The following is a 12716-nucleotide window of genomic DNA, read 5'->3' on the forward strand; positions in this document are numbered from 1 at the left end:
ATAGAAAAGTGCTCGTTCCACTCTTCCTGTTTTCTCTTCGAACCAGAGTAGAACTCACCACCCATATCCATTTGTACATTAATTTTTGTTGTTATGTTGTGAGATCGCAACCAACACACTGTGTATTCTAGAAACCTCAGACCGAAAAAGCTACATCTCGTATGTGACCAGGCTAGAAACCTGGTCCTGGTTTTGGCATCAATAATCGTCCATTGGTATTTCGGCAATCGTTTGCTGTCCTTAAATTTCGCGTAAATATCAGCTGGCAGGGCATGTTTATCAGCAATGACCTTAACGTCGTATTGTAGATACTCAAAGGCGGCTATTAGGTCATAATCATAGAGTGCCCGTCTTTCACCATTAGCCGTACGTATTTTCTTAGCTTTAAATTCATTTCGTTTGTAGACACCTTTAATATTCCCTAGCGTATAGACATTTTCAATATCATAATCCTGCTTTTTTAAATGTCTATACATCCGCTTGTAACCATATTTACCACCCTCAAACTTTTCAACAATCAATCTCTCTTCATTACTACCTTTAGCAAAACCCACTCGGCAGTTATTCGGTCTTCTTGAATCACTCTTTAGAAAACTGAATAACTCATTTAATCTCTCTTCTGAGATATGAATATTACTATTCAAGTACTTCCATATCTCAGCTCCCGGGTCACGACTACGACATTTTTTAATAACATTGTTAACTGTGTTTTTATGGCACTTAATACTACGGGCAATATCTTTTTGTTGATAGTTGTTTGAGAAATAGGCACGAGCTATTTTAAACATAGTCATTATTTCTCCTTCAACTTTGCAATTTTCTTTATATGACATTATAATAGATGTGAAAGACATAGGTTTTTGAATATTATTAGTTAGTCCTAACTATATTCTAGCTTATGTCTTTTATTTTTAAAAATGATTTACTTATCTTTTCTTTCTCAAGTAAATGAAAATCTTTTAAAACATCAAAATATTGCCAATATTTCTTACGCCACCTGTATTTTTTTCTAAAATACTTAAAGAATCTTCGAATAACCATCTTGGCACCAATCACATTATGTATTGTATCCTCTATGCCACACACATCGATTCATCTTGCCAAGTAGCGCCAGAAATTGTGCCGTCGTTATTTACATTATTACCACGATTACTATCATCAAAAGCTGTTGCGCCATAACCGGAATTAAAGTTCCAATATAAAACAGGAGGATTACAGGGATCACAAGTTTCGCAATAAGCACTCGTATCTCCGGTGCTAACCGCATAATACGAACCAGCATCATTGAAATTTATCCAACCAATCTTTTCACTCCAAGCATAGCCAGAAAAAACACCATTAGCATCCACCGAAACTTGATATTCAACCACACCAACACCGGAGAAATTAATCCAACCGCCTAGTTCAGACCAAGCATATCCGGAAAGATTACCAACACCATCTGACACCACGCCATACGGGACGCTGGCACAATTTCCAGTGTTTTGACAATTGAGAGAAATCCAACCTGTTTTCTCGCTCCATGTGTACCCCGTAACCTGGTCGCTAGTCACATTCGTACCATAGTCAACGCTTGAATCTTCACCAGAAAAATGAATCCAACCAGAAATCTCAGACCAAGCGAATCCTTGCGAATTCCCGAAGTCAGCGGCGAAAACGAAAAAGGGAGAAAAAAATAAAAGTATAAAAAACAATATAGCAATCATTTTACTTTTGAAATTTTTTGAAATTTTTTGAAATTGACCGAAAATCATGCAAATATTCTTCTTTTTTATTGTGACTGTATTATAATATAATTATTATTCCCAGACTTGTCTTTCGCTCAATAAGCGCACCTCATATCCACCATTATCCGAGATATAATTTTCATAAATATCCAACTTAGCCTCCACTCCTCCGTATATACCGTAACTTAAATTATCCTTGATAATATTTTTATAAATCTCAAATTCACCATTATCTACATATATTCCTGACTTTTCTGCTCCTACAATTTTATTGTGATGAATACTTCCTCTGCCATCTAATATCCCTATGGCATTGGCTTTGATATTTTGGAAATTACTATAAGCAATCTCAATCTGCCCCTCACCCTGCACAATTACTCTTTTATCAAAGTTGAAACATTCAAGTTTCACTTCTTTGTTTTGAATATCCAATAGAACATAATCGTTGTCGATATTTAAAAAATATTCTTCTCTCCCAACAAATTCCAGCGTCCCGGTTCCTATCTTTACTGCCTCAATCATTTCATCTATTGTAAATAATTTAGCTGCTTCTTTCCTTTTTTCCCCGCAATATCCCTCAATTTCAGATTCAACTTCTTCTTCACTCACTGCTTGCAAATTTCTTTGCTTATCATAAAACTTCGTAGCAAATTGGTCACTTTGTTTTTTGTTGAATAAAAACCAAACAAGACTAGTAAAAGCTAGAACAATTATTATAATAATAACATATTTTTGATATTTTTTTTTATTCATAGAAAAACTTATTTCTCTAGATGCAGAGATTGGAAAAATAATTTAAGCTTTGTTTTGACGTTTTGCATTAGTACTCCGGGTACAACCCGGAGCCAGCGGGTCATAAGTATCTTGGAATACCGGGAGATGTTGATATCTTGCCATAAATTTACCCTGTTAAATACGCTTTAAGTCTGTTTTTTATAAATATTTCCATAATATGTTAGTTAATTCTTAGTTATATCCAGAGTCTAATTGATGAACTTTTTATATAATTTTAAGTTAATATTTGTTTCCACGTTTTGCATTAGGACTCCGGATACAACCCGGAGCCAGCGGGGGTTTATTTTAAAAATAATAAAAAAATAATAAAATCACCGGAGAACACAACGAGCGTAGGTGCCATTAGTCTTACCGTTGAGGCCCGTGCCGCCATTCGACAAGTTGACGTACCAGGCGTAGGAAGCATTAGAATAGTACTCGCTGGCTGACCAGTAGTATACGGCCGGATTAGGAATGTTGTTTCCCGATCCGTTAATATAGGCCTGCATTAGTTCTTTCTGGCTAGGAAGATACCAAGTTGTTTCATCAGTGCCGTCACCATCGGCATCGAGTGAGAGGTCTAGGCAATATTGAACGGCGTTGCCTTTGGTTTGATACATAGAACTGTCACATTCACCAGCATTTATCTGTGCGTCCGAACAGCCAGTTCCGATAGTAAACTCATTAGTTATTGCATCTGGAGTATTATTTCCAGAAACAAGGTCATGCGCATCCGCCCAATAGAGACCAGTACGTTCATCTAAATAAACTTTTCCCGAAGCGACCAGGGCGCCGGAAAGACTAGCGTCGGTGTAGAGTGTCCAAGTGCTTTCTTCACCGGTGTATTCGGCGTCAGTAGCACCGCAAGCCGTGTCTGCTTCTTCGTTGTTATTGACGCAGTTAAGGTCATCATAAATTTGGTTTTTTTGAAGAGAGTAATCAATGCCACCACCCCCCAAATTTTCCTTGATATAATTCAAACGCTCGATGATACTTCCATCGGCGTTCGCAACAACGCTGGTTGAATCAAAATTATTGTCGGCGCTATTTGCTCCAAGAATATTCTCGGTAAAGTCTTGATCGCTTGCCGATGGATCTGCGGTTGGTTCACTAAAAGCTCCATGAGCAAAATAACCGGCGGCGATTACTAAAGACAAGAAAGAAGTGATTATCATTTTTCGACTCAATTCTTTTAGTCTGTTAAAAATTATTTTTAATTGTGACATATGTATATATTAATTATTATTTAATTTTAAAATTTAAAAAAGTTAAAAAGGGGGGAAATTCTTTTGTTGCTGGCTCCATGGCTGTGCCTGGAGCTTGAGCGAAATGCTTGAATTATAGTTTAAAACTCTTTTTTATCTTTATGCCTTGCATTATAACTCCGGATACAATCCCGGAGCCAGCGGAGCCCGGCAAATAGCCTATAATTGGCTCTGAATATACTCAAGCAACTCAACAATAGACCCATCTTCATTGGAAGTCACAGAAGAAGAATCAAAATCATTGTCAGCGCTATTAGCTCCCAAAATATTCTTGCTAAAATCCTGATTTGAGACCGAAGGCAAACTAGTAGGCTCGGTAAAAACTGCATACGCAGTAAATGTAGTCACCGCAGTCAATGTTAGAATAATGGTTGTTATAACTCTCCAACCCAATTCTTTGAAATGATTTGTAAAATTGTTTTTTTTCATATGTTTAAATATTTTAATTTGTTTTTTAGTCATCGGATGACTACAGTTGTAGTCATCCGATGACTAAAAGTCACTAAAATCATTATTCTAATAAATATTTTTTTACATCCTCTTTTCTCTGTTTTGCATTTACTACAACTTTTTTAACATAGTCAGAATAATCCTTTTTGCTTGAAAAATTTTTTAAAACATCTTCTTTCTTTGGTATTATACCATCTCTTTCCCCTAAATACTCCTTATAGCTGCTCCAAATATATTTTTCTGCCTTCCCTATCCCATGTATTTCCGGATTACCATTAATGTAGGCAGAAATGTAATTTATATAATTCTCTGAATCGATATGAACCAATTTATAAGAACCCTGAAAAAGAGAACCGGATCTTTTATACTTTTCATTTATAAAACGAGAATACCCCATTGAAACTTTATGCATAAACTTTGAAAGACCATTCTCCACCAACTCTTTTACTAAAATATGATAATGATTTGGCAATAAAGAATAAGCAATAATATCAACCAGCTTCTCATTTTTAGTCATCGGATGACTAAAGTCATTCCTTTGTTTTAAATATATACTTCCGATGGGCTCTAATTGATTGAACTCTTTTATTCCAAGTAAAAATCTAAGATAGTCATATTTATCTAAAAAAATTTCCCTTTTATCAACTCCACGATTGTAGATATGATAATATTCCCCTTTTTGAAATTTTGTCCTCTTCATTTGTATATAGTTTAGTCCCTTCTTTAGTAATTTTAGTCACCCGATGACTACATTTGTAGTCATCGGGTGACTAAAAAAATTATTTCATATCCATTCCTCGCAGATTTACTAGTCTATCCTCTATTGGAGGGTGGGTCATAAAAGCTTTTGCGAAAAATCCTGGTTTTTTTCCAACTGCGTCTTTTTTAAAAGGTGAAGAAATATATAAATGTGCTGTTGCTCTGTTGGCTACTTCTAGTTTTTCTGTATCTCCTGATATTTTCTCGAGTGCTTTGGCTAGACCTTCTGGATATCTAGTTAAAAGTGCTCCGTCAGCATCAGCGGCGAATTCTCTTTTTCTGGATATTGCAAATTGCATCATATAGGCAAAAAATGGAGCGAGGATTGAGAGGACGATTGCTACAACTATTAAAATAATTTGTAATTGTCCACCATTCTTGTTTGACCCTCTCCTCCCATAAAAAGCCCAACGACGAAAAACATCGGCCATTAGAACTATAACTCCAACAAGAACAGTAACAACTGTTGCAAGTAAAATATCTCTATTTCCAATGTGAGAAAGTTCGTGAGCAATTACTCCTTCGAGTTCACTTCTGTCTAGTTTTTCGAGAAGTCCCGTTGTGACAGCGACTACAGCATGTTCTGCATCACGTCCTGTTGCAAAAGCGTTCGGAGCTGAGTCTTTGATGATATATATTTTTGGCAAAGGCAGCCCAGCTGTTATACAAAGATTTTCTACTACTCGATAAAGCTCTTTATTTTCCTCAAATTTTAACAAATGAGCATTACTCATTTTTAATACCATTTTATCCGAATACCAATATGAGAAAAAACTAGAGAATACACTAAATCCAACTGCAAAATATAGGATAATGGATGAGTCCATCGCTACCGAAAAAACATATCCGACAATCATTATAAAAATGAAAAATCCAGTCATTAAATACCAAGTTTTTCTTTTGTTTGAGTCTGAATGAGTGTATATTGTAGACATATTTGGAATTTAGAATTGTGAATTTAGAATAATTGGGAAATTTTATTTACTATTTCTGGATCCCCAATCTAGTTGAGGATGACAAGGTGATTTTATTTACTATTTCTGGATTCCGGGTCAAGCCCGGAATGACAAAGAGAAATAATTTCTAATTATGAATTTCGAATTTAGAATCAAACTTTAATTTTTTAATAATTAAACATTCGATATTCAATCAAAATTCAAAATTCATCATTCAAAATTTAAAATGCTACTTTAACATTTTCCTTTTCTTTAGCGTCTTCTATCTCGAAGAATTCTCTTCCTTTAAATCCTAATTGCCTAGCTATCAAATTTGTTGGGAACATTTCAATTTTTGTATTGAAATCCTTTACATTATTATTGTAAAATCTTCTTGAGGCCTGAATTTTATTTTCTGTATCGGATAATTCATTTTGCAATTCAATGAAGTTTTGGTTTGCTTTTAAGTCTGGGTAAGCTTCTGATAAGGCGAAAATACTTTTTAGTGTTCCAGATAGCATATTTTCTGCTTCTCCTTGTGCCTTAGCATCGCCTGACTCTTGAGCTTGCATGGCAGAATTTCTTGCCTCTACTACCTTCTCAAAAGTTGAGCTCTCGTGTTTTGCATACCCCTTTACGGTTTCTATCAAGTTTGGAATCAAATCATAACGACGTTTCAATTGAACATCGATGTCACTCCAAGCTTCCTCCACTCTGTTTTTTAATTTTACTAGTCCATTGTACATTCCAATGACATAGATTACCAAGAATACTATGACACCTAGTACGACCCAAATTGTTGTAGTCATTTTTTTATTTAGTCTTATTGAAAGACTTTGTTAATAATTATTTATGTTAAATTAAAATTTAAAAATCTAAATTCTAAGCATCAAATTCTAAACAAATTCAAATTCCAAAATACAAATATTCAAAACTATTTAGCATTTTAAAAATTATAATTTTGTATTTGTTTAGAATTTAGAATTTCGAACTTAGGATTTAACTAACACTTTTACTTTCTTTCCTCTAAGTTTTGGTACAAAATATCCTGTCATTATAGCAGCCATTTTTACTATTTCATCTTTGGTCTTTAACTGCACCCCTGTCTCTAGTTCTTTTGGGATACTCACTTCTATTTTAGCAAATTTTTCATATTTTTCCTTGTTTTTATCTCTTAATATTACCATTGGTCCTAAAACATTTTCTAGGCCAAAAATTAAATCATCTTTTTTCGCTAATATCTCTAGCAAATCATTGTCCTCCTTGTGTCTGCCAACTACTACTAAAATGTCATTAAACCAAAATATTCTTCCTGCTCTAAGTAAAGCAACGTCGTTGTTCGTGCAGTTCGGCCAAGCATCTTTCATCCCTCTCAATTTATTTGAATATTCTGAATAGGTTAAGATGCATCCGCCTCCTGGAGATGGGTAATCTTTGATGCCATATTTCTTGGTAAGTTCTATTTGTCTCTCTCTGTTTCTCCCTTCAATGTCTAATAGTTTTTCTCTATCAACTAAGCCCTCTGCCTCCATTTTGGTTTCTGTTAACAATTTTGCTGAAAGAGGTCGAAGTAAATGTCCTTCAATATTGTCGTATTTCTCCACTAAGCCAAGTGCTTGTTTGTTTTGTGATTTTGGTCTTTGTCCTAAAACTTCTCCTGTGGCTATAAAATCAAAGTCACCTCTTTTCATTATTTCATAGGCCTTTTTGACCATTAGCCCGTGACAGTCAATGCAAGGATTCATGTTTTTACCGTATCCGTATTTGGGATTTTTTACCATTTCTAAATGTTCACTAGAAATATCAAAATCAATTAATTCTACTCCCAATTCTTTGGCCAAAACTTTTGAAGCTGCTGCATCAAAAAAATTACTTACGAAAGTTAATCCAGTAACCTCTATCCCCTGCTCCATTAAAACTTTTACTGCCAATATTGAATCAAGACCACCTGACATCAGTACTAATGCTTTACTCATACGCTCTGTTTTAAATAAAACTTATTGTTAAATATTTTACAAACTACCAGCAAACTACTGATGTAATGCTTAATTTTGAATTTTGATTCAAAATATAATTATTAATGTTTAAAAATTATTATTTATAAATTCATTCAAAATTTTAAATTAAAAATTGAAAATTCTTTGACTATTCTACTACTCTTAATAATTCTTCCAAACTAATAGCTCCTTCCAATAATTTTTCCATGGCTGCTTCCTGCAAGGTTTTCATCCCCTCTTCTCGAGCTAACTTATTTATTTGTTCATCTGATGGTTTGAGCAGAATTGCTTCTTCAATCATTTTTGTGACTGGTAGCACCTCATGAATTCCAATACGTCCTTTTACTCCTTTGTTATTACACACACTACATCCCTCAGCCCTGTAATATGTAATATCTGTAGGTAAACCTTTGCTATTTAAAAATTCTGCAGGATAGGTATATGGTTGCTTACAATTATCACAAAGTTTTCTAACAAGCCTTTGGGCTGTTACAAATTTCAACGCAGAAGATAACATGAATGGTTCTATCCCCATATTTATCAGACGAACGATAGCGCCAGCAGCATTGTTTGTATGTATTGTTGCCAAAACTAAATGACCCGTGATAGAAGCTTGAACTGATATTTTAGCCGTTTCCTTGTCACGAATTTCTCCAACCATTAATATATCCGGATCTTGTCTTAATAGAAAACGAAGACCTCTTGCAAAATCAAGTCCTATTTTTGGATCAACTTCGGTCTGCCTAACCATTTCCATTTTTCTTTCAACTGGGTCTTCTAGAGTAGACAACACTCTGTCTGGTTCGTTTAGTTTATTTAGAATAGTAAACAGAGTCGTAGATTTACCAGAACCGGTCGGACCTGTCACCAAAACCAATCCATTTGGTTTGTGAGTCATTGATTCAAGTGATGCAAGTTGTTCTTCTGAAAAACCAAGGTCAGCATATGAAGCAAAACGACCCTTAGTTTCCAATACTCTCATTACAATAACTTCTCCTGCACTAGTTGGGAAAATAGATATACGCAGGTCAACATAATGGTCTTTGTTCATCCTGTTCGGATAAAAACGAAAATTACCTTCCTGCGGTTTAGCCGGACCAGTTAATTCTAGGTCGGCCATTACTTTTATTCTAGAAAGTATTGACTTGTATAATTTTAAATTACTTTCGTAAAAATGATTCATGGAGCCGTCAATACGAAACCTAGTTATCATCTTTCCCTCTTGCGGCTCAAAATGAATATCACTCGCTTTTGCTTCAATAGAAGCTTTAATAATATTATCAACGATTTTTATAACATCCTCGCTGATAGGTTCAGTTTGTTCGTTATTCTCCTTGTTTAACATATTGTTATAGAATTATGAATCATGAATTATGAATCATGAATATTTTAAATATTTTTATAATATTAATGCTATATTGTTAAATTGCTAAATTGTTATATAGTTTTTCATCAACAATTTAACAATGAAACAATTCAACATTTTTTTTATTTCTTCTCTATCCCAAATCTAACCAACTGCCCGTCTATCTTCACTTCTTTTGTGTGATCTAGGTCATCATTTACTCCTTCGACCATGCTATCGCAGAGTGTTTCTTTTTTTATATCTTCAGAAAATATCTCAAAAACTTTTTTAATATCTTCTGAATTAGAGCCCCAAGATAAATCTGCCCTATCCTCAATACTTAGATCTGCTTTTTTCCTTAAAGCATTTACAAAACGAACTATTTCTCTTTTTGTTCCTTCTTGTTTTAATTCTGGAGTAATCTCTAAATCAAATTCAACTGTAATATTTCCCTCCCCCTTTTTAGAGACTATAGATTTAACATTCAATTCATCCGCCAAAAGATTCTCAAAATCTTTTGTAATTTTGAATTTTGAATTTTGAATTTTGAATTCTCTCAAAGGTTGCCTAACTTTTATCCCCGCCTCATCACGAGCAGCTAACCCAAGTTCGACAATTCTTTTAACCTCTTCCATTTCTTTCAGCAAACTCTCATCAATCTCTCCTGCTTCTGGCCAAGACTCTAGATGAACTGATTTTTCAGAATCTTTAAAGTCATGTCCAGATACATTTTGCCAAAGAGTTTCAGCTAAAAATGGGATAAAAGGCGCCATCACTTTTGAAAGTTCAATCAAAACATGTTTTGTTGTTGCAAGAGCAAACTGTTTATCCTCTATGTCTTCAGATTTAAATCTATCCCTTGAACGTCTAATATACCAAGTTGATAAATCATTAATAAATTCTTCTATTGGTCTTGTTGATTTTGGAAGATTATAAGAATCCATCTCTTCTGTCACTGTTTTTATCAATTGATTCAATTGAGACAATATCCATTTATCTAAAATATTTGTGCTTTCTACTTTCATCTTTTCACTTTCATCTTTTAACTCACTCGCATACAATTCATAGAATTTATAGACATTCCAAATTATCATATTATTCTTTCGAAGTGCTTCTTTTACCCCTGTTTCAGAAAAACTAAAATTTTCAGCAAGCATAACTGATGAACTTAAAAAATAATATCTGAGAGCGTCAGCCCCGTAAGTGTTCATTATTTCCATTGGATCAGGATAGTTTTGCAAACGCTTTGACATCTTTTTACCATCTTCAGCGAGAACTATTCCATTTACGATTACGTTTTGAAATGCATTGGTCTCTTTTACTCCACCAGAGATTACATGCAAATAATAGAACCAAGCTCTAGTCTGATCAGTCCCTTCAGCAATAAATTTGGCTGGGAAATTTGCTTCAAATTTTTCTTTGTTTTCAAAAGGATAATGCATTTGTGCATAAGGCATTGAACCTGAATCAAACCAAGTGTCTAGGACATCGGGAATACGACTCATTTCCTTGCCACATTTATCACAAGGGAATTTAACCTTATCCACTACATCTTTATGCAAATCATCTACTCTAACACCACTCGCTTTTTCAAGTTCGTCAATTGACCCAAAGACTTTTATCTCTCCGCATTCGCATTTCCACAAAGGCATAACAGATGCCCAATAACGCTGACGAGAGATAGACCAATCACGCGCTCCTTCGAGCCATTTTCCAAAACGACCTTCTTTGATGTGTTCAGGTGACCAATTTATTTTTTTGGCATTATCTAATAGGTTATCTTTTATTTTTGTAACACTCACAAACCAAGATGAAGTTGCATAGTTAAGAAGTGGGGTTTCACAACGCCAGCAATGAGGATAGGAATGTTCATATTTTTCTTTATGGAAAAGTAGGCCGTTATGTGCTAAGTATTTTATTATCTCAATATCGGTTGCCATGTGATTCTCTATCTCTTTGACATTCATCCCAGCAAAGTCTGTCGCTTCTTTTTTAATAATCCCATCCATTCCAAGATGTTGAACGAAAGGTAATCCATGCTCTTTCCCAAGTTTCATATCATCATCACCAAAAGCAGGAGCAATATGAACAGCACCTGTTCCCTCCTCGGTTGTTACGAAGTCACCAGCATAAATAGCCCAACCCTTTTCGTGGCCTTCTAATTTTTCATCTTTTGAATAATAATCAAATAGTGGTTTGTATTTTTTGCCTACTAATTCAGAACCCTTAAACGTTTCTAGAATTTCATATTCATTTTCCTTAACAGTGTCTTCCAATCTCTCTTTTGCAAAAATAAAAATATCTGCATTTTCCTCTTTTGTTATTTTTACCTTCACATAGTCAATATCATTTCCGACTGCCAAAGCAACATTCCCAATCAATGTCCAAGGAGTTGTTGTCCAGGCTAGAACGTATATCTTGTCATCGCGAGGAGTGTCAGCGACGTGGCGATCTCTTTCTTTTAGGCCTTGTTTGTTAAATTCATCGGCTGTTTCCTGAGATTGCTTCGCTTCGCTCGCAATGACAGGGTCGATTAATTCAAACTTTGCTATCGCTGAAAGATCTTTAATTGTCTCATACCCTTCACTAACTTCCATCTGAGAAAGTGTTGTCTCACAACGAGGACAAACGTGCATTGAACGGAAACCTTCATAGACTAAATCCCTGTCCCAAAGTTGTTTAAAGACCCACCAAATAGACTCCATATAATTCAAATCCATTGTTCTGTAGGAATTTTTCATATCAGCCCAACGCCCAAGTCTTCCGATTGTTTTTTCCCAAACGTCAGCATATCCCTCTACTTTTGAACGACAAAGATTGTTGAATTTTTCAACACCAATAGCATCAAGATCTTTTTTTGATTTTGAACCGAGTTCTTTTTCTACAATATTTTCAATAGGCAAGCCGTGGCAATCCCAACCCCATTTACGTTCAACCTTGTAGCCTCTCATGGTCCAATATCTAGGGACTGAGTCTTTCATAATACTGGCGGCAATATGGCCATAATGAGGAGTGCCCGTGGCGAAAGGAGGTCCATCATAAAAAACATAGTCACCTTGAGGCGCTACTCTGTCTACGGATTTTTCAAATATTTTATTTTCCTCCCAAAATTTTAAAACTTCTTCCTCCATTACAGGAAATGGGCTACGCGCCTGCTTATTTTCTTCCATCTTTTTTGTATTTTTTACTAATTATAGAAGTATTTTAACGAAAAAAGGGGCTATTGTCAAAGATGGCTATTGACAGAAAACACATATTATTGTAAATTTATTGAGGTTCTTTCAATTATACAAGGAGACTTATCATGAATAATTATGATGGTGGAATTAAATTAAAGAATTTTCGCATTTTATATTACTCTTTATTAATTGTCTACTTTTTCCAGCAGTAATGTCAGCAATCCTAATGTCTGTAAAACGCACAGCCTTTGTAACATTTCTTTGGTTAATAACATCCCTTATAAT

Annotated in this window: 12 protein-coding genes; all 12 read right to left on the bottom strand. The window is 34.8% G+C overall.

The window, feature by feature from the left end:
* Nucleotides 1-833: hypothetical protein (locus PF572_04695; protein ID MDA3840362.1), on the bottom strand; the 833-nt coding region annotated here is incomplete at its 3' end.
* A gap of 58 nt (nucleotides 834-891) precedes the next feature.
* A complete protein-coding gene (locus PF572_04700; protein ID MDA3840363.1) occupies nucleotides 892-1056 on the bottom strand; it encodes a hypothetical protein in 165 nt (54 codons plus the stop codon).
* Between the two features lie 17 nt (nucleotides 1057-1073).
* Nucleotides 1074-1754 (bottom strand): hypothetical protein, encoded by a 681-nt coding sequence (locus PF572_04705; protein MDA3840364.1) that lies wholly within the window; start codon nucleotides 1752-1754, stop codon nucleotides 1074-1076.
* Between the two features lie 45 nt (nucleotides 1755-1799).
* Nucleotides 1800-2480, bottom strand: coding sequence for a right-handed parallel beta-helix repeat-containing protein (locus PF572_04710; protein ID MDA3840365.1), 681 nt, complete (start codon nucleotides 2478-2480; stop codon nucleotides 1800-1802).
* 353 nt (nucleotides 2481-2833) lie between these two features.
* On the bottom strand, nucleotides 2834-3727 hold the full coding sequence (locus PF572_04715) for a DUF1566 domain-containing protein (protein MDA3840366.1): 894 nt from the start codon (nucleotides 3725-3727) through the stop codon (nucleotides 2834-2836).
* Between the two features lie 198 nt (nucleotides 3728-3925).
* The gene (locus PF572_04720; GenBank protein MDA3840367.1) at nucleotides 3926-4195 is read right to left on the bottom strand and encodes a hypothetical protein; all 270 of its coding nucleotides are present in this window, start codon (nucleotides 4193-4195) and stop codon (nucleotides 3926-3928) included.
* 82 nt (nucleotides 4196-4277) lie between these two features.
* On the bottom strand, nucleotides 4278-4916 hold the full coding sequence (locus tag PF572_04725) for a transposase (protein MDA3840368.1): 639 nt from the start codon (nucleotides 4914-4916) through the stop codon (nucleotides 4278-4280).
* A gap of 79 nt (nucleotides 4917-4995) precedes the next feature.
* Entirely contained in the window at nucleotides 4996-5910 is a 915-nt protein-coding gene (locus PF572_04730) for a M48 family metallopeptidase (GenBank protein ID MDA3840369.1), read from the bottom strand.
* Between the two features lie 242 nt (nucleotides 5911-6152).
* The gene (locus PF572_04735) at nucleotides 6153-6719 is read right to left on the bottom strand and encodes a LemA family protein (GenBank protein ID MDA3840370.1); all 567 of its coding nucleotides are present in this window, start codon (nucleotides 6717-6719) and stop codon (nucleotides 6153-6155) included.
* A 183-nt stretch (nucleotides 6720-6902) separates the two neighbouring features.
* Nucleotides 6903-7886 carry a hypothetical protein gene (locus PF572_04740; protein MDA3840371.1) on the bottom strand — a complete coding sequence of 328 codons (984 nt, stop codon included), beginning with the start codon at nucleotides 7884-7886 and terminating at the stop codon, nucleotides 6903-6905.
* Nucleotides 7887-8055: 169 nt separating this feature from the next.
* A complete protein-coding gene (locus PF572_04745) occupies nucleotides 8056-9252 on the bottom strand; it encodes a GspE/PulE family protein (GenBank protein MDA3840372.1) in 1197 nt (398 codons plus the stop codon).
* 143 nt (nucleotides 9253-9395) lie between these two features.
* Complete coding sequence (gene ileS / locus PF572_04750; protein MDA3840373.1) at nucleotides 9396-12422, bottom strand: isoleucine--tRNA ligase; 3027 nt, start codon at nucleotides 12420-12422, stop codon at nucleotides 9396-9398.
* Nucleotides 12423-12716: the final 294 nt, after the last annotated feature.

The organism is Patescibacteria group bacterium (assembly GCA_027858235.1).
Taxonomy (GTDB): Bacteria; Patescibacteriota; Patescibacteriia; order Patescibacteriales; family BM507; genus BM507.

What these genes read in the sequence shown, in the direction of transcription:
- PF572_04705 (MDA3840364.1), bottom strand. Translation starts at nt 1,754, where the DNA reads ATGATTTTCGGTCAATTTCAAAAAATTTCAAAAAATTTCAAAAGTAAA.
- PF572_04710 (MDA3840365.1), bottom strand. Translation starts at nt 2,480, where the DNA reads ATGAATAAAAAAAAATATCAAAAATATGTTATTATTATAATAATTGTT.
- PF572_04715 (MDA3840366.1), bottom strand. Translation starts at nt 3,727, where the DNA reads ATGTCACAATTAAAAATAATTTTTAACAGACTAAAAGAATTGAGTCGA.
- PF572_04720 (MDA3840367.1), bottom strand. Translation starts at nt 4,195, where the DNA reads ATGAAAAAAAACAATTTTACAAATCATTTCAAAGAATTGGGTTGGAGA.
- PF572_04725 (MDA3840368.1), bottom strand. Translation starts at nt 4,916, where the DNA reads ATGAAGAGGACAAAATTTCAAAAAGGGGAATATTATCATATCTACAAT.
- PF572_04730 (MDA3840369.1), bottom strand. Translation starts at nt 5,910, where the DNA reads ATGTCTACAATATACACTCATTCAGACTCAAACAAAAGAAAAACTTGG.
- PF572_04735 (MDA3840370.1), bottom strand. Translation starts at nt 6,719, where the DNA reads ATGACTACAACAATTTGGGTCGTACTAGGTGTCATAGTATTCTTGGTA.
- PF572_04740 (MDA3840371.1), bottom strand. Translation starts at nt 7,886, where the DNA reads ATGAGTAAAGCATTAGTACTGATGTCAGGTGGTCTTGATTCAATATTG.
- PF572_04745 (MDA3840372.1), bottom strand. Translation starts at nt 9,252, where the DNA reads ATGTTAAACAAGGAGAATAACGAACAAACTGAACCTATCAGCGAGGAT.
- ileS (MDA3840373.1), bottom strand. Translation starts at nt 12,422, where the DNA reads ATGGAAGAAAATAAGCAGGCGCGTAGCCCATTTCCTGTAATGGAGGAA.